Origin of the sequence: Acidovorax sp. FG27, assembly GCF_040365715.1 — a bacterium.
GTDB lineage: Bacteria > Pseudomonadota > Gammaproteobacteria > Burkholderiales > Burkholderiaceae_C > Paracidovorax.
This window is the reverse complement of the sequence record NZ_BAABVY010000009.1, coordinates 1457105-1473783: the sequence shown is the minus strand read 5'-3', so window position 1 is coordinate 1473783 and position 16679 is coordinate 1457105. Positions and strand designations below refer to the sequence as shown.

At 63.6% G+C, this 16679-nt stretch carries 12 protein-coding genes; 6 read left to right on the top strand and 6 right to left on the bottom strand.

The window, feature by feature from the left end; translation table 11 throughout:
• Positions 1–52: 52 nt before the first annotated feature.
• The 3 genes from ttcA to ABWV53_RS13585 form a co-directional block, all read right to left on the bottom strand.
• Positions 53–1027 (bottom strand): tRNA 2-thiocytidine(32) synthetase TtcA, encoded by a 975-nt coding sequence (gene ttcA / locus ABWV53_RS13595; protein ID WP_353366618.1) that lies wholly within the window; start codon positions 1025–1027, stop codon positions 53–55.
• A 198-nt stretch (positions 1028–1225) separates the two neighbouring features.
• A complete protein-coding gene (locus tag ABWV53_RS13590) occupies positions 1226–1597 on the bottom strand; it encodes a dihydroneopterin aldolase (RefSeq protein WP_353366728.1) in 372 nt (123 codons plus the stop codon).
• Positions 1598–1653: 56 nt separating this feature from the next.
• Positions 1654–2487, bottom strand: a complete 834-nt coding sequence (locus ABWV53_RS13585) for an SDR family oxidoreductase (RefSeq protein ID WP_353366617.1) — start codon at positions 2485–2487, stop codon at positions 1654–1656.
• Between ABWV53_RS13585 and ABWV53_RS13580 the strand changes: the two genes are divergently transcribed.
• The gene (locus ABWV53_RS13580; protein ID WP_502903882.1) at positions 2486–3712 is read left to right on the top strand and encodes a class I SAM-dependent methyltransferase; all 1227 of its coding nucleotides are present in this window, start codon (positions 2486–2488) and stop codon (positions 3710–3712) included. The two genes, ABWV53_RS13585 and ABWV53_RS13580, sit on opposite strands and share 2 nt — an antisense overlap.
• Before the next feature lie 132 nt (positions 3713–3844).
• Here ABWV53_RS13580 and ABWV53_RS13575 read toward each other — a convergent pair whose 3' ends face one another.
• From ABWV53_RS13575 to ABWV53_RS13565, 3 genes are all read right to left on the bottom strand, one after another.
• Positions 3845–7804, bottom strand: coding sequence for an SPM autocatalytic domain-containing protein (locus tag ABWV53_RS13575; protein ID WP_353366616.1), 3960 nt, complete (start codon positions 7802–7804; stop codon positions 3845–3847).
• Positions 7805–8182: 378 nt separating this feature from the next.
• The gene (locus tag ABWV53_RS13570) at positions 8183–9721 is read right to left on the bottom strand and encodes an HlyD family type I secretion periplasmic adaptor subunit (RefSeq protein WP_353366615.1); all 1539 of its coding nucleotides are present in this window, start codon (positions 9719–9721) and stop codon (positions 8183–8185) included.
• Complete coding sequence (locus tag ABWV53_RS13565) at positions 9718–12021, bottom strand: type I secretion system permease/ATPase (RefSeq protein WP_353366614.1); 2304 nt, start codon at positions 12019–12021, stop codon at positions 9718–9720. The genes ABWV53_RS13570 and ABWV53_RS13565 overlap by 4 nt, the downstream gene beginning before the upstream one ends.
• Before the next feature lie 293 nt (positions 12022–12314).
• Here ABWV53_RS13565 and ABWV53_RS13560 point away from each other — a divergent pair, with 293 nt between their 5' ends.
• From ABWV53_RS13560 to ABWV53_RS13540, 5 genes are all read left to right on the top strand, one after another.
• Positions 12315–13265 (top strand): TauD/TfdA dioxygenase family protein, encoded by a 951-nt coding sequence (locus ABWV53_RS13560; protein ID WP_353366613.1) that lies wholly within the window; start codon positions 12315–12317, stop codon positions 13263–13265.
• Positions 13266–13463: 198 nt separating this feature from the next.
• Positions 13464–14477: an ABC transporter substrate-binding protein gene (locus ABWV53_RS13555; RefSeq protein WP_502903899.1), complete on the top strand. Its 1014-nt coding sequence runs from the start codon at positions 13464–13466 to the stop codon at positions 14475–14477.
• Positions 14478–14508: 31 nt separating this feature from the next.
• Positions 14509–15510: an ABC transporter ATP-binding protein gene (locus tag ABWV53_RS13550; protein ID WP_353366725.1), complete on the top strand. Its 1002-nt coding sequence runs from the start codon at positions 14509–14511 to the stop codon at positions 15508–15510.
• Entirely contained in the window at positions 15507–16430 is a 924-nt protein-coding gene (locus ABWV53_RS13545) for an ABC transporter permease (RefSeq protein ID WP_353366612.1), read from the top strand. The genes ABWV53_RS13550 and ABWV53_RS13545 overlap by 4 nt, the downstream gene beginning before the upstream one ends.
• Before the next feature lie 29 nt (positions 16431–16459).
• The gene (locus ABWV53_RS13540; RefSeq protein ID WP_353366611.1) at positions 16460–16654 is read left to right on the top strand and encodes a DUF2905 domain-containing protein; all 195 of its coding nucleotides are present in this window, start codon (positions 16460–16462) and stop codon (positions 16652–16654) included.
• The last annotated feature ends 25 nt before the right edge of the window (positions 16655–16679 follow it).

Genomic DNA, 16679 nt, shown 5'->3' with positions numbered 1-16679 from the left:
GAAGACGGCGGCGGTGGGGGTGCTGCGGCCGCCGCCTTGGCTGGCGCCGCCTTCAGGACGACAGGCTCACCACCTGCAGGCCGGGCAGGCCGGCCGGGGTGCCGGCGGCGGGGAATGCCTCCGGGTCGAATGCCTTGTCGCCGTCTTCGCTGGCCACGCCCGTGGCTTTCAGACCCCGGAAGTCGTGCAGCGTTCCATCGAGCAGGTGCGAAGGCACCACGTTCTGCAGGGCGTTGAACATGTTGTCGACGCGGCCGGGGAAGCGCTTGTCCCAGTCGCGCAGCATTTCGCCGACCTGCTGGCGCTGCAGGTTCTCCTGGCTGCCGCACAGGTTGCACGGAATGATCGGGAAGTTCTGCTGCTGCGCCCAGCGGGTGGTGTCCTTTTCGGTCACGAAGGCCAGAGGGCGGATCACCACGTGGCGGCCGTCGTCGCTGACCAGCTTCGGCGGCATGGTCTTGAGCTTGCTGCCGAAGAACATGTTCAGCAGCAGCGTCTGCATGATGTCGTCGCGGTGGTGGCCCAGCGCGATCTTGGTGCAGCCCAGCTCGTCGGCCACGCGGTAGAGGATGCCCCGGCGCAGCCGGCTGCACAGGCCGCAGGTGGTCTTGCCCTCGGGCACCACCCGGCGGACGATGCTGTAGGTGTCCTGGTTCTCGATGTGGAACGGCACGCCGGTGGTGGCCAGGTATTCGGGCAGGACGTGTTCGGGAAAGCCGGGCTGCTTCTGGTCCAGGTTCACGGCCACCAGGTCGAAGTGGATGGGCGCGCGCTTTTGCAGCTTGATGAGGATGTCCAGCAGGGTGTAGCTGTCCTTGCCGCCGGACATGCACACCATGACCTTGTCGCCTTCCTCGATCATGTTGTATTGCACGATCGCCCGGCCGGTCTCGCGGCAGAGGCGCTTTTCCAGCTTGTGGGCCTCGCGCTCGATCTTGGCGGCGGCGGCGGTGGCGGCGGCCGTGCCGGCGGCGGGTGCGGCGTCGGCGGTCCAGTCGGTGGCGATGGAGGAGGGCAGGGCGGTCATGGGCGAGGGCGGAACGGTGCGGGGACGAGCGAGGAACGAGCGGGCGAGGTGCGGGCGAGGTGAGGGGTGAGGCGGCAGGCGGGCCGGCGAAGCCAATCGCCCTGGCCGGCGCGCGGGCGTCACGGGGGAAAGGGCCGCAATTTTAGGGGAACCCCCATTTCCGCGGCGTCCGCTGGCTTTGCGCGGCCGCCGTGGCGTTCACCAGTCCCCGCATTCCATGCGGATGGCGACCTCGCAGTCCTCGAAGATCTCCAGCTTGGCGATCTTCACCCGCACGCCGATCACGCCGGGCAGCTGCATCAGCCGACGCGTGAGCTTGCCGATCAGGCTTTCCAGCAGGTTGACGTGCTCGGCGGTGCATTCGTCGATGATGATCTGGCGCACCTTGCGGTAGTCCAGCACGTGGCCGATGTCGTCGTCGTGCGGCAGCAGCGGCTGGCGGCCCTGGTTGAGTTCGGCATCCACCTGGATGGGCTGGGGCGCCGTCTTCTCGTGGTCGAGGATGCCCAGGTTGGCGTCGAAGCGCAAACCGGAGAGGGTCAGGATTTGCAGGCCGCCGTCGTGTTGCATGGGCATTGCGTCAGGTCAGTGAAGGGGACGTGGAAGGAACAGGCGCAGGCCGCCGGTCACATGAGCGAGAAGTCGCGCTCGAAGCGCATCAGGTGCTGGCCGCCATCGACCAGCAGCGTGGTGCCGGTGATCGACGCGGTCTCCAGCGCGAACTTCACCGTCGCGGCCACGTCGGCGGGGGTGGACGAACGGCCCAGCGGGCTCAGCGTGTGCAGGCGGCGGAACCGTTCGTCGTCCAGCAGGTGGCTGGTGAGCGTGAGCCCGGGCGCAACGCCCACCACCCGCACGCGCGGCGCCAGGGCCAGCGCCAGCATGGTGCCGGCCGCTTCCAGCGCGGCCTTCGACAGGGTGTAGCTCAGGAAGTCGGGGTTCTGGTTCCAGAGCTTCTGGTCCAGCAGGTTGACCACCGCGCCGTGCGGGTCGGCCTCGCCGCGTTCGGCGCGGGCCTGCAGGTGATCGTGCAGCGCCTGGGCCAGCAGCACGGGCGCGGCGGTGTTGCTGCGCAAGTGCTTTTCCAGCGCGGCGAAGCCGAAGCTCGCCGCGTCGTCCTGCTCGAAGAGCGACGCGCTGTTGACCACCGCATCGACGCCGCCGAAGTGCGCCGCCACGCGCGGCAGCAGCCCGCGCACCTGGCCCTCGTCCTCGAAATCTGCATCGAAATGGGCGCTGGCGCCCGCCAATTCTGCGCATGCAGCTACGGTTTCGATAGCATCCTGCTGCGACTGCCGGTAGTGCACCGCCACCTGCCAGCCGCCTGCCGCCAGGGCCAGCGCGATCTCGCGGCCCAGGCGCTTGGCCGCGCCGGTGACCAGCACCGTGCGAGGGCGCGGGGTGCCAGGGCCGGAGGCCGAAGCGGGGGATGCAGGGGGTGCGGAAGGGGCGGGGGGCATGGGGGACAATCGGCGGGTGACCAACAAGACAGACAACCAGGCGCAAGCAGCCAGCACGGAAACGCCCAGTGTAACGAGCGCCCCCGCGCCGTCCGGCCCCCGCTCCAGCGCCACGCCCGCCCTCGAGCAGCCTTTTGCGCCGCTGGCCGCGCACATCGCCCGAGCCATCGCAGCGGCCGGCGGCTGGATCGGCTTCGACCGCTTCATGGAGATGGCGCTCTACACGCCGGGGCTCGGCTACTACGCCAACGAGTCGCCCAAGTTCGGCACCTTGCCGGGCTCGGGCAGCGACTTCGTCACCGCGCCCGAGCTCTCGCCCGTCTTCGGCCAGGCCCTCGCCGCGCAGGTGCGCGAGGCGCTGGACGCCACCGGCACCGACGAGGTGTGGGAATTCGGCGCAGGCTCCGGCGCCCTGGCCGCGCAGCTGCTGCAGGCGCTGGGCGACCGCGTGCGGCGCTACACCATCGTCGACCTGTCGGGCAGCCTGCGCCGCCGCCAGCAGGCCGCGCTGGCCGAGTGGGAAGGGCGCGTGGCCTGGGCCGACCGCCTGCCCGAGCGCTTCGAGGGCGTGGTCGTCGGCAACGAGGTGCTGGACGCCATGCCCGTGCAGCTGCTGGCCCGCCACGGCGGCGCGGCCGGCGGCGTGTGGCACGAACGCGGCGTGACGACGACCGCTGCGGGCGATCACTTCGCCTGGGCCGACCGCCCGACCGCGCTGCGCCCACCGGCCGAGCCCGACGGCCCGCAGGACTACCTGACCGAGATCCATGCCCAGGGCGAAGGCTTCATGCGCATGCTGGCCCAGCGCCTGGCGCGGGGCGCGGCCTTCCTCATCGACTACGGCTTTCCCGAGGCCGAGTACTACCACCCGCAGCGCCACATGGGCACGCTGGTCTGCCACCAGGCGCACCAGGTCGATTCGGACCCGCTGGCGGAGGTGGGCGCCAAGGACATCACCGCCCACGTCAACTTCACCGCCATGGCGCTGGCGGCGCAGGACGCGGGGCTGGACGTGCTGGGCTACACCACCCAGGCGCACTTCCTCATCAACTGCGGTTTGCTATCGATTTTGGAGCGACTACCCCAGGCGGAACGGGCGCAGGCAGCCAAGTTGATGATGGAGCACGAGATGGGCGAACTCTTCAAGGTGCTGGCGGTGGGCGCGGGCGTGCCGGCCTGGACGCCCACGGGCTTCGCGCGCGGCGACCGCACGCACCGGCTTTGAATTGATCTTGGCGGATGCGGTGATGTAGGGGCGGAAGGCTGAGGCGGCTGACCTCAGCCTTCTGATGCCCTGGTGGTCACAACCCTTACTAACGCATGAGTCCCGCCAGATTCCGTGCCAAGCTGAGACAGCTCACGACCAGTTGGCCGCTATCACGTTGGATAGATGGTGTCTGTATTCCGGCGTCAACGTCGTCTGGCCAGGCGGTGGAGGTTCAAACGAGGCCATGGCGGAAACCAAGGCTTCCACTTGACTGCTCGCCAACGCTTGTCCGTTGGATGTTCGGAACTGCTCCACCTGATAGGCGCTGTCCTCATACCAGTTGCTGATGGTGCTGGCATCAGCCGTGCCGATGATGCTGACTTCGAGCGAATTGCCGACGCGTCGGAACCACAACTGTTCTGTCGTCACTTCCGCGCCGAACTGCAGGGCATCCGTGTTGGTTGAAGGGTCATGGTCGAAAACGATGTCCTGGCCATCACCGCGCCCAAAGAGATAGGTGTCGTTGCCCTCGCCGCCGCTCAGGTAGTCGTTGCCCGCACCGCCCTCGAGGGTGTCGTCGCCGGCATCACCGTAGAGGTAATCGTTGCCCTCACCGCCGGCGAGCTGGTCGTTGCCGGAATTGCCATTGAGACTGTCATCACCTGCGCCACCTGCGATCTGGTCATCGCCATCATTGCCGTACACATAGTCGTTACCTGCGAGGCCATCCATGATGTCGTCTGCGCTGGAGCCCGTCAGACTATCGTCCCCCTGGGTTCCCATGCGCGACCGGGCTGCCAGCGTATCGCTGTCCCAGGTGGTGCCATCGTCGAACACCACCTGCTGGATGGGGTTGTAGGCATTGGCGGGGTTGTTCTCGTTGAAGAAGTAGCCCACCGAGATCTCATCGGTGGTGCCGGCGATCGAGAGGATCAGCTGGTCACCCGATCGGCGCACGGTCACCTCCGAGGCACTCACCCCTGGCTTGAAGCGAAGCACGTTGAGCTTGTCCGGCTGCGTGCCCCAATCGCTGCCGATGGTGTCCTGGCCATCACCGCGCCCAAAGAGATAGGTGTCGTTGCCCTCGCCGCCGCTCAGGTAGTCGTTGCCCGCACCGCCCTCGAGGGTGTCGTCACCAGCATTGCCATAGAGGTAATCGTTGCCCTCACCGCCGGCGAGCTGGTCGTTGCCGGAATTGCCATTGAGACTGTCATCACCTGCGCCACCTGCGATCTGGTCATCGCCTTCGTTGCCCCAGAGCTGGTCGTCTCCCTCGCCGCCTGCCACCATGTCGTCGCCCAAACGGCCATAAAGCACATCGTTGCCGGCCAGACCTTCCAGGCTGTCATCGCCATCGGTGCCGGTGAGCGTGTCATCCCCTTCAGTTGCCACCCGGCTCATGGCTGCCAGCGTATCGCTGTCCCAGGTGGTGCCATCGTCGAACACGACCTGCTGGATGGGGTTGTAGGCATTGGCAGGGTCGTTGTCGTTGAAGAAGTAGCCCACCGAGATCTCATCGGTGGTACCGGCGATCGAGAGGATCAGCTGGTCGCCCGAGCGACGCACGGTCACCTCCGAGGCGCTTACCCCTGGCTTGAAGCGCAGCACGTTGAGCTTGTCCGGCTGTGTGCCCCAGTCGTATGCGATGGTGTCCTGGCCATCACCGCGCCCGAAGAGATAGGTGTCGTTGCCCTCGCCGCCGCTCAGGTAGTCGTTGCCCGCACCGCCCTCGAGGGTGTCGTCGCCGGCCTCGCCGTGGAGGGAATCGTTGCCCTCGCCACCGGTCAGGCGATCGTTACCTCCGCCAGCATAAAGGTAGTCGTTACCTTCACCGCCCTCCAGGGTGTCGTCGCCGGCCTCGCCATAGAGCGAATCGTCGCCCTTGCCACCATCCAAAAGGTCGGTACCTGTCCCTCCATACAGGGAGTCATTTCCCTCTCCACCACGCAACATGTCGTCACCTGCACCAGCGGTAAAACTGTTGTCTTGGGCATCGCCTAAGTAGATGTCACTCACTGCAGAACCACTACTTGCAGAATCGGCGTAAACGCGCAGAGCTGTCAGATCTGCACGAAGCTCCGAAGTCGCGGGTAGTGAGTCGACCCATTGACTTAAAACCTCCAATCCATTGAAGCCCACCGCCGCCAGTGTGGCGCCTTGATAACGGTTAAGGTCCACCAAATCTAAGAGCGCTGCACGTTCGTTTGTCGCCCTGCTGTTGGCGATGAGAGCCACCAGATCAGTTGTGTCGAAATGAACCCCGTTCTCATCAATTGTCAGTGCCACGCTATCGAGATAAGGTTGAAGTCTGGTTTGTACGACAAGCGCGCCGTAAACACTTTCGCGTAAAGCTTCATAAGCGTCTTTCAGCAAATCCATCACAGGACCTGGCATCGATATATCACCGGAGTGGTGGACATGGTTCATGTTGTCCAGCAACGTGAGCTGATCAGTAATCAAGTCTCCGTTGAATGCTTCCAGCACCCTGATGAAATTGGCATTGGGGACGACTTCAGCAAAATGATCCCATGCGGTCTGCGACCAAGTTACCAAACTGACGCCGCCGCCATCAGCTGTCTCATGCCAATACCCTTTGACGATGCCGGCCTGGACCAGCATATCGCCCAGCGCCTCGACTGATCCGTCCGTGGCACGCCAGTCGTATCCTTTGGCATCCAGTTCGCTGCCAAATGTGCTGGCAAAGTCCGCTTGATCGTCAACAGCAAGTGAAGCAAATCGGCGGCCCCAAATACTTATTTCTTGATCTGCCCGTCTGGGCTTCTGTTCAGCAGTATTTGCCCAAGCCTCGATGACCTGGTCAAGCAATAACATCTGCTGGTCCCCGGAGCCTGCGGCAGCGAATGCTGCCACACTGTCACGCAGCATCTGTGCAGAGGCAGCATCCAGACTCATCGCCTCCCTCAGGTCCCGCACCCAGCCGCTGCCTCCCATCTGCGGTAAAGCGCGCGCTGCCGCGCTTACTTCCGGATCGTCAGAGAAATCCCGATAGAAGTTGTTGCTGGCCAACAACAGGCTCCCCGAAACTTCGGCCACGCCGCTGGTGCCAGCACTGCCGTCAATCCGTGTGAACGTACCGCTCCATGGCTGGGTGTTACCGTTGCCGAGGTCAATATTGCTTGCTGCACCTGCTACTCCAATGCTGGCAATGCCAGATTCTGCAAGCGAACGCAATTCGCTGGCTTGGCTGATGCCGTCTTGATTGGCATCTCTCCAAATCCGTAGTTGCGAATAAGCGGCATCATTGGAGTCGATGACTCCATCACCGTTATCGTCTTGCCCTGCCAGTGCCTCATAGCCGTTGGCATAGGTTTGTGGACGTCCATCACTCCCCAGGCCTGGCTTCAGGGTCTGATCGCCAAAGAGTTCACGGCCCGAATCGATAAGCCCGTTGCCGTTGCGATCAAGCACCACGATGCCGTCATCTCCACTGACCCAACCCGTGGCATTCCGGGTTCCGTCGCCGTCGTGGTCGAAGAGAATGGGGCGGGATGGATTAATGCCGGTGGCTTCTATGCCGTCGCCGTCGAGATCTAGGATCAGGGGGTCGCGAGGGGCTACCCAATTTCGAGCTAAATTGAAAAAATTATTTATGGAAATATCTAGTGGCAAATTTCCGGATCTTAAGTATGGAATGACGGGTGTGGAGGATAAGGGTGTTACGTTGTCATAGCCATTTTCCTTTGCATATCTTATTCCTTCAATTATTGCTTCCTGATCGAGTGGGTCATCTCCATTCGACGGTGAGATAAATGGTAAACCCCATATGGTAATTCGCGAGGTGTCGGCATTGATGCTTGCCGCACCGGCTAATGCCAGCAAAAAAGATTCAGGGATGCCCATGGCAGTTCCCGCGGCCCCGTAATTGAAATTACCAAAACCTTCATACTCTGGGTGTCCCTGTTTGTAGTCCCATGATTCTTCTCCTCCCTCTCGGTTATTTCTAACCATTTCGTAGAACCAACGGTATCCATACAAAGGATTGTCCGGCCTTGCGTGCCCTGCTGCAAGTGCCATATTATCTAAAACAGATACACCAGGAGGGGAGATGTAGCCTCCAACACTAGGATCGGTGGGGGAAATAACGGACATCACTTAACCTTTCTTTCGAAAAAAAGAAAGCCAGATAAAGAAAAATAACAGAACTATCAATGTAGTAGCATCTAAGATAATTACTATAAATCCAAATCCGTAGTCTTCGCTTAAGTCTATTCTTTCTGCTACACCAAAATAATGCATATAAAAGTATACAAATATTTCATTGACCAGCCAAACTCCTAGAATGGAATATATAAATATTGCAAATAGTCGGATGATTATCATCATTTTTATGCTAACATTTCAATTCCGTGGAATGAAGTTATGCCAAATTTTGTGATTTAAAATCGCTCATCTATGATCGGTAATTTGTAGCATCCAGATTTTGGTTAATTTAGTTCCTGGTGTTGATTTGAAATTATTTTTTATAGATCACCGTTCTCTCAAGCTCTCATTGCTTGCTTTCTGAATAGGGCTCAAAAGATATTCAATCATTCGACGCCTGCCAATTATTACCTCTGCGGTCAAATTCATTCCTGGCATCAAGCGAATTTTTTCTCCATCCACATAAATAAAATTTTGATTTATAGCAATAATGGCTGGGAAGGTGGCGCCGCGCTTTTCGTCAATCACAGCATCTCGCGTTACTTTGTCAACCGTACCCCTCACAGTCCCGTACCGAGTAAATGGGAAGGTTTCCAACTTGATGGTCACGTCCTGCCCGGGAACAACAAACCCGATATCCTTGTTCTCTAGGGTGGCATCCGCAATGACATGCGCGCTGTCGGGCACGATGACCATGAGCGCCTGCGCTTCGGTGACCACGCCGCCTTCGGTATGGGTGGCCAGTTGCTGAACAGTGCCGGTGACCGGGGCCCTGAGAGTGGCGAGTTGCTCGCGCTGGGTAGCCTTGTTCCATTCCTGCGCCGTTTGCTGGCGCTTCAAATCGGCTTGGGCCTGGCGGTCGCTCAGGGCGCGGCGGGTTTCGGCCAAGTAGGCGTGGCGGGTTTGCTCGGCCTCGCGCAATGCGGCTTGCGCTTCGTTCAGCCGCGCGTGCTGGGTAGCCAAGTCGCGCTCCAATTCGATGCGCTCGCGGGTGCGGTCTTGATTGGCATGGCTGGACATGAAGCCCTGGTCTGCCAATGCCTTGAAGTCTTGCTCGCGCTGACGGGCGATAGGCACCGTAGCGTCCAACTTGCCGATCATGGCGCGCACGGTGGCCATTTCGGCCAAGCGGCGCTGGTGCTCGGACGCCAGGCGAGCCAAGCGGGCTGTGATGTCGCTCCACTCGGTTGCCAGTTGCGCCTGGGCGTCCGCGGTGTCTGCGGCCTTCCAATCGGGCGGCAGATCCTTCGAAGCCAGATAAGGCTCCAGCGCATGTTTCGTCTGCGTTGTCCGCTCTGGATTCAATAGCATCTGCTGCAGCGCCCGGCTGCGCGTCCATTCCGAATACGCAGCGCGACGCGCTTGCGCAAAGCTGGCTCTGTCTGCACTGGCTGCAGTAGGGTCGAGTTCGACCAACGGCTGGCCGGCTTCCACATGGTCGCCCTCTTTGACCAGAATGCGGCGGACCACACTGCTCTCCAGCGGTTGCACGAGCTTGGTCCGGTCGCTGACGATGATGCGCCCGGGCGCCACGGCCACGATGTCGATCTTGCCAAAGATGGACCATAGCAGCGTGATGACAAAAAGCGCCATCAATACGTAGGCGATGCGCAGCGGGGCAGGGTGCACCGGGGTTTCCTGCAGGCTCAGCGCTGCGGGTAGAAAGGCGTTTTCATCGGCCAGGCGCGCTGGGCCCGCAAGCTCGGTCCGGTGCTGCCAGGCTGCCTTGAACACTGCGCGGTAGCGGGCCAGTAGTTCGATGGCAGGGTGGCGAGGGCGCGAGACCCTGGTCGGTGCTCCGTTAACAACCGAATGCGCTGCGGGTGCAGGCCCGACAGCAGCCATGGGGACGGATTCTGCTGTCATGTGCTTGCCCCGTCCGTCGCGGGCGCGGCAGCGGCATTGGGCCCGCTAGGCCTGGTGCCTCTGCCCCCGTCCTGCATGCGCCACAAATGCGCATACAGGCCCTGCGGGCGCTGAATGAGCGCGTCGTGCGGGCCCGCCTCGACGATGCGGCCCCTGTCCATGACGATGATGCGATGAGCATGACGCACGGCACTGAGCCGGTGGGCAATGATGAGCACAGTGCGCCCCTTGCAGATGTGCGCCATGTTGCGTTGGATGATGGCCTCGCTCTCGTAGTCGAGAGCGCTGGTCGCTTCGTCCAGGATGAGGATTCTCGGGTTGGTGAAGAGGGCGCGGGCTATGGCAATGCGCTGGCGCTGCCCGCCTGACAGACTGCCGCCCTGCTCACCCACGGCGGTGTCATAGCCTTCCGGCAATTCGCTGATGAAGTCGTGTGCGCCAGCCAGTCGGGCGGCATGCACTACTGCCTCGATGGGAGCGGCGGGGTCGGCAATGGCGATGTTTTCCCGCACGCTGCGGTTGAAGAGCAGGTTCTCTTGCAGCACCACGCCCACTTGGCGCCGCAACTGGGCAGCGTCAATCAGCCCGATGTCGATGCCGTCTACCAAAATGCGGCCTTGCTCGGGTACATAAAGGCGTTGTACCAGCTTGGTCAGCGTGCTTTTGCCAGAACCTGAGCGGCCCACGATGCCAATGACTTCGCCTGGACGCACATCGAGGCTCACGCCCCCCAGCACGGGTGTGGCCTCAGGCCGGTAGCGAAAGTGCACACCGTCCAGCGTGACGCGGCCACGGATGGGCGGTAACTGAGCGGCATTGGTGGGCGGCACTTCGGTGCGAGTATTCAGGATGTCGCCCAGCCGTGCCATGGAGATGCCCGTTTGCTGAAAGTCCGTCCACAGCTGGGCCATGCGCATGATGGGCTGTGCCACGCGCTGCGCGAACATGTTGAATGCGACGAACTGGCCCACGGTGAGCTGATTGCTCATGACCAAGTGGGCGCCATACCAAAGGGTGGCGGCGTTGACCAGTTTGCCAATGAGGTTGACACCTTCGTGGGCCCACGCGGCGACATTCTGGGTTTTGAAACTAGCGCTCACGTAAGCAGCGAGTTGGTTGTCCCAGCGACGGGAAAACGATGGCTCGAGTGCGCTGGCCTTGACAGTCTGTATGCCGGTGACGGTTTCCACCAGCATGGCTTGGTTCTCGGCTCCCCGCGCGAACTTTTGGTCCAGCCGACCGCGCAGTACGGGCACCACGGCCAGGCTCAGACCAAAGTAGAGCGGCAGACTCACCAGCACGATCAGTGTGAGAGGCACGCTGTAGAACAGCATGACGGCAATAAAGATGATGGAAAAGAACACGTCCAGCACGACGGTTAAAGCGTTGCCGGTCAGGAAGTTGCGAATGTTTTCCAGCTCGCGGACCCGGGCTATTGAATCCCCGACACGGCGAGCCTGAAAGTACGCCAGTGGCAGCTGCACGAGGTGACGAAACAGCCGTGCACCGAGTTCGACATCAATACGATTGGTGGTATGGCTGAATATGTATCCCCGTAGTCCGTTCAAGATGCTTTCGAACACTACTACGACCACCAGACCGATCACCAGCACGTCCAGCGTCGTCACCCCCTGATGCACCAACACCTTGTCCATCACCACTTGAAAGAACAATGGGCTGATGAGCGCGAACAGCTGCAGCATGAAGGAAATCAGTAAAACCTCGCCCAGCAGCTTGCGATGCTTGACTAAGCTCGGAATGAACCAAGAAAAGTCAAACTTCGCGAGCTCGCCTGCCAAGCTGGCTCGACTGGTCACCAAGATGAGCTCGCCGGTCCAACGCTGGGCAAATTCCTCCAAAGGTACGATGGTCGGCCGGGCACCATCTTTCTCACTGGCGGGATCTTGCAGCAGCACTCGCTCACGGTCGCAGCGCGCCAGAATGACCATGTATTCATTGCCTTGACCGTCGAGGAGAACAGCCAAGGCAGGCAGGGACGCTAATGCCAGTCGATCTTTGGGCGTTACCGACCGCTTGGCTTTCAAGCCCAGGCGCTGGGCTGCGCGCAGCACATCAGCAGTCGTTACCGCCTCGTGAGGTGACAGCCCCAGTTGATGCGCAAGTGCTGCAGGCTCGGCCGCGATCTGGTGATAGCGAGCCAGTACGCATAGCGCTTGCAATGAGCGAGTAGGGACGTGGGCGACAGGCTTGTTTGCCTCACTTGCGCAGTCGCACAGGGCAGAGTCTTCCCCCGGGTGCCTTGTTAGCAGTTGGCCACCTGCGTGGCTGTCATCACCCATCAGCGACTCTCCCTCTTATGGTTGCCGATCCTAGTGCAACCCACAGATAGATGGGAATAAAAATCATAACGTTTGACAGTTGGTTAACTTTGGTTCCGCATAAAGCGCGGGGGTGTGCACGGAGCCCGCCAAGCAGCCCGGGTCGAGAAGCATCCAGACGGTGCCACAGCTGGACTTAGCCGTTTTGGTAGTTAGCAACTGAGAAATCGTTGGTTTGTTGAGCGAAGCGACTTGCGTAGAGTGCAACGCACAGGCGCCGGCGACTGCTCCGGGCCTCTTACAAGGTTGCACGCATGTCCGCCGTTCCATCCCGTCTTTCGCGCTCTTTCCTGCCGTCGGCCACTCTGTCGTCAGGGTCGGCGCAGCGTTCGAACCCAGCGCCGCCGCAAGGCCTGACCATCCGTCCCCTGCCCGGCGCGCCCCTGGGTGCCGAGGTGCTGGGCCTGGATCTGTCGCGCCCGCTCGGCAATGTCGATTTCGCCCGTCTGCACCAGGCGCATCTCGACCACCATGTGGTCGTGTTCCGCGACCAGCGCATCACCCCCGCGCAGCACGTCGACTTCAGCCGCCGCTTCGGGCCGCTGCAGATCCACGTGCTGAAGAACTTCCAGCTGGCAGGCCACCCCGAGATCTTGGTCGTCTCCAACATCAAGGACGGGGCTGGGCAGCCCATCGGCCTGGGCGATGCGGGCCACTACTGGCATTCCGACCTGTCGTACAAGGAGCGGCCCAGCCTCGGCTCGCTGCTGCACGCGCAGGAGCTGCCCGCCGAGGGCGGCGACACGCTGTTCGCCGACCAGCACGCCGCCTACGACGCGCTGCCCGAGGCACTCAAGCGCGCCATCGCGCCGCTGCGGGCCGAACACAGCTATCTGGCCAAATACGAGGAGCTGCGGGCCCGGAGCCCGTGGCGGCCCAAGCTCACGCCCGCGCAGATTGCCGAGGTGGCACCCGCCGTGCATCCGGTGGTGCGCACGCATCCGGAGACGGGCCGCCGCGCGCTGTTCGTCAACGAGCACTTCACCACGCGCATCGTCGGCTGGCCCGAGGACGAGAGCCGCGACCTGCTGGCCCAGCTATTCGCCGCCGCCGTGAAGCCGGAGTTCGTCTACCGCCACCGGTGGCAGCCGCACGACCTGGTGTTCTGGGACAACCGCTCGGTGCAGCACCTGGCGGCCGGCACGCCGGACAGCCAGCGCCGCAAGCTCCATCGCACCACGGTCGAGGGCGACCTTCCGTTGTAGGGCCTCGCGCCCCCGAGGCGCCGCGAGGCCGCGTCCACCGGATTCCATCGCCGGCGGCAGACTTACTATAAAAATAATAGCTACAGGCGCTTGCAGATCGGGCGCTGGAAGCACTTTTTCATCTGAAATTCCTGAGAGGCCCATCGCATGTCACGTACCACCACCACCACCCCTGTCTCCACGCTGCGCCGCGCCTTCATGGGCAAGGCAGCCGCCGCCGTCACCGCGATGGGCCTGTTCGCGGCGGGCGTCGCCGCGCCCGGCGCCGCGCACGCCGAAGAGGGCAGGCTGCGCATCGCCCAGCAGTTCGGCATCGTCTATCTGCTGCTGAACGTGGCGCAGGACCAGAAGCTGATCGAAAAGCACGGCAAGGCGGCCGGGGTCGACGTGAAGGTGGAGTTCCTGCAGCTGTCGGGCGGCTCGGCCGTGAACGATGCGCTGCTGTCGGGCAACATCGACATCGCGGGCGCCGGCGTGGGCCCGCTCTTCACGCTGTGGGACCGCACGCGCGGGCGCCAGAACGTCAAGGGTGTGGCGTCGCTCGGCAACTTCCCGTACTACCTGGTCAGCAACAACCCGGCGGTGAAGACGATCGCTGACTTCACCGACAAGGACCGCATCGCCGTGCCGGCGGTGGGTGTGTCGGTGCAGTCGCGCGTGCTGCAGCTCGCCTCGGCCAAGCTCTGGGGCGACAAGGACTTCAACCGGCTCGACAGGCTGCAGGTGGCGGTGCCGCACCCGGACGCGGCGGCGGCCATCATCAAGGGCGGCACCGAGATCACCGGCCACTTTGGCAACCCGCCGTTCCAGGAGCAGGAGCTGGCCGGCAACCCGAAGGCCCGCATCGTGCTCAGTTCGTACGACGTGCTGGGTGGCCCGGCGTCCGCCACCGTGCTCTACGCCACCGAGAAATTCCGCAAGGAGAGCCCCAAAACCTACCAGGCATTCCTGGCCGGGCTGAACGAGGCGGCGCAGTTCGTCGCTGCCAACCCGGAGAAGGCGGCCGACATCTACCTGAAGGTGACCGGCGCCAAGACCGACCGCGCCCTGCTGCTGCAGATCATCCAGAACCCTGAAGTGCAGTTCAAGGTGCAGCCCGAGAACACGCTGGGCCTGGGCCAGTTCCTGCACCGCGTGGGCGCCATCAAGCAGAAGCCCGAGGCGCTCAAGGACTATTTCTTCGACGACGCGCTCACGGCGCGCGGCAGTTGAGATTGCACGAACGGAGGCCGCCATGCTGACCATGCGACGACTCGCGCCCCTGTCCGCCACCCTGCTGGAGCGGGTGCGGGAGGAGGTCGGGCACTATGCCGCCGAGGCCCACGCCACCCTGGCGCCGCCGTTGGCAGACCGCGCCGCCGAATCCTCCGCGGCCCAGCCCCTGCTGCGGGTGGACGGCGTCAGCATCGACTACCGCACGGCGCAACGCGCCGTGCGCGCCACGCACCGCGTCGGCTTCGACGTGCATCCGGCCGACCGGCTGGTGCTGCTGGGCGCATCGGGCTGTGGCAAGTCCACCCTGCTCAAGGCCATCGCCGGGTTCATCGCGCCGAGCGAAGGGCGCATCCTGCTCGATGGCCGGGCGGTGACCCGGCCGGGGCCCGACCGGGTTGTGGTGTTCCAGGAGTTCGATCAGCTGCCGCCCTGGAAGACGGTGCGCGAGAACGTGATGTTCCCGCTGCTCGCCTCGCGCCAGGTGGGCCGGGCCGAAGCGGCCGAGCGCGCGGCGCTCTATCTGGACAAGGTGGGGCTCTCCCAGTTCGCGGACGTGCATCCGCACCAGCTCTCGGGCGGCATGAAGCAGCGCGTGGCGATCGCCCGGGCCCTTGCCATGCAGCCCCGCGTGCTGCTGATGGACGAGCCCTTCGCCGCGCTGGACGCGCTCACCCGCCGCCGCATGCAGGAAGAGCTGCTGGCCCTCTGGGACGAGTTCCGTTTCACGCTGATCTTCGTCACGCACTCCATCGAGGAGGCGCTGGTGGTGGGCAACCGCGTGGCCATCCTGTCGCCCCACCCGGGCCGCCTGCGCGCCGAGATCAACAGCCACCAGTTCGGCCTGCACAGCCTGGGCGGGGCCGAGTTCCAGTCCACCGCGCAGCGCATCCACCGCCTGCTGTTCGACGAGCCCGCAGGCGAGGGCGGCCAGGGCGCGGGTGCGCCCGGCTCGGTCGCGGCCGATGCCGCGCAGATGGCGCAGCGCCCGCCCGCCGCCTCCGCCTCGCTGCCTTTCCGGATCGCCATATGAGCCGCACCGCATTGCCTTCTTCCCATGCCACAGCCTCGGCAGGCGCCGCGCCCGCCAGCCGCGTGCCGCCGGTGCGGCCGGAGGTGGAGCACACGCTGCCGCCGCTCACCGGCGTCGCGCCCGAGCGCCCGCTGCCCTGGGCCACCCGCGTCTGGCAGCAGGGCACCGTGCGCCGCTTCGCCATCCTGCTCGTGCTGGCCGCGCTGTGGGAGGCGGCGGCGCGCTGGCAGAACAACGACCTGCTGCTGCCCACCTTCCTGCAGACCGCGCGGGCGCTGGCCGAAGGCATCGCATCGGGCGAGCTGCTGGCCAAGACCGCCATCTCGCTCGCGGTGCTGCTCAAGGGCTACCTCGCCGGCATCGCGGGTGCCTTCGTGCTCACCACGCTGGCGGTCTCCACCCGCCTCGGGCGCGACCTGCTGTCCACGCTCACCTCGATGTTCAACCCGCTGCCCGCCATCGCCCTGCTGCCGCTGGCGCTGCTGTGGTTCGGGCTGGGGCAGGGCAGCCTGGTGTTCGTGCTCATCCACTCCGTGCTGTGGCCGTTGGCGCTCAACACGTATGCCGGGTTCCAGGCCGTGCCCGAGACGCTGCGCATGGCCGGGCGCAACTATGGCCTGACGGGCATCCGCTACGTGCTGCAGATCCTGGTGCCGGCCGCGCTGCCGGCCATCCTCTCGGGCCTGAAGATCGGCTGGGCCTTCGCCTGGCGCACGCTGATCGCGGCCGAGCTGGTGTTCGGTGCATCATCCGGCCAGGGGGGCCTGGGCTGGTACATCTTCCAGAACCGCAACGAGCTCTACACCGACAAGGTGTTCGCCGGCCTGGCGCTGGTCATCATCATCGGCCTGCTGGTGGAAAGCCTGGGGTTCCAGACGCTGGAGCGGTTGACGGTGCGCAAGTGGGGGGTGCAGCGCTGAGCCTGCCCTGCGCAGCCTACACTGCGGTCATGCTCCGCTGGTTCCTCGTCGTCTTCCTGGCCCTGATGTTCATCAGCTGGCTCACGCCGCTGCTGCGGCGCATCGGGTTCGGGCGGCTGCCCGGGGACTTCCGGTTCCGGCTCGCGGGGCGCGAGTGGGATGTGCCGCTCGCCTCCACGCTGCTGCTCAGCTTCGTCGCCAGCCTGATCGCCAAGTGGATGTGACGCGGCCGCGGGCGTGGGCGCCCGC

What these genes read in the sequence shown, in the direction of transcription:
- ABWV53_RS13580 (WP_502903882.1), top strand. Translation starts at nt 2,486, where the DNA reads ATGGGGGACAATCGGCGGGTGACCAACAAGACAGACAACCAGGCGCAA.
- ABWV53_RS13590 (WP_353366728.1), bottom strand. Translation starts at nt 1,597, where the DNA reads ATGCAACACGACGGCGGCCTGCAAATCCTGACCCTCTCCGGTTTGCGC.
- ABWV53_RS13545 (WP_353366612.1), top strand. Translation starts at nt 15,507, where the DNA reads ATGAGCCGCACCGCATTGCCTTCTTCCCATGCCACAGCCTCGGCAGGC.
- ABWV53_RS13550 (WP_353366725.1), top strand. Translation starts at nt 14,509, where the DNA reads ATGCGACGACTCGCGCCCCTGTCCGCCACCCTGCTGGAGCGGGTGCGG.
- ABWV53_RS13555 (WP_502903899.1), top strand. Translation starts at nt 13,464, where the DNA reads ATGGGCAAGGCAGCCGCCGCCGTCACCGCGATGGGCCTGTTCGCGGCG.
- ABWV53_RS13575 (WP_353366616.1), bottom strand. Translation starts at nt 7,804, where the DNA reads ATGTCCGTTATTTCCCCCACCGATCCTAGTGTTGGAGGCTACATCTCC.
- ABWV53_RS13540 (WP_353366611.1), top strand. Translation starts at nt 16,460, where the DNA reads ATGCTCCGCTGGTTCCTCGTCGTCTTCCTGGCCCTGATGTTCATCAGC.
- ttcA (WP_353366618.1), bottom strand. Translation starts at nt 1,027, where the DNA reads ATGACCGCCCTGCCCTCCTCCATCGCCACCGACTGGACCGCCGACGCC.
- ABWV53_RS13565 (WP_353366614.1), bottom strand. Translation starts at nt 12,021, where the DNA reads ATGGGTGATGACAGCCACGCAGGTGGCCAACTGCTAACAAGGCACCCG.
- ABWV53_RS13570 (WP_353366615.1), bottom strand. Translation starts at nt 9,721, where the DNA reads ATGACAGCAGAATCCGTCCCCATGGCTGCTGTCGGGCCTGCACCCGCA.
- ABWV53_RS13560 (WP_353366613.1), top strand. Translation starts at nt 12,315, where the DNA reads ATGTCCGCCGTTCCATCCCGTCTTTCGCGCTCTTTCCTGCCGTCGGCC.
- ABWV53_RS13585 (WP_353366617.1), bottom strand. Translation starts at nt 2,487, where the DNA reads ATGCCCCCCGCCCCTTCCGCACCCCCTGCATCCCCCGCTTCGGCCTCC.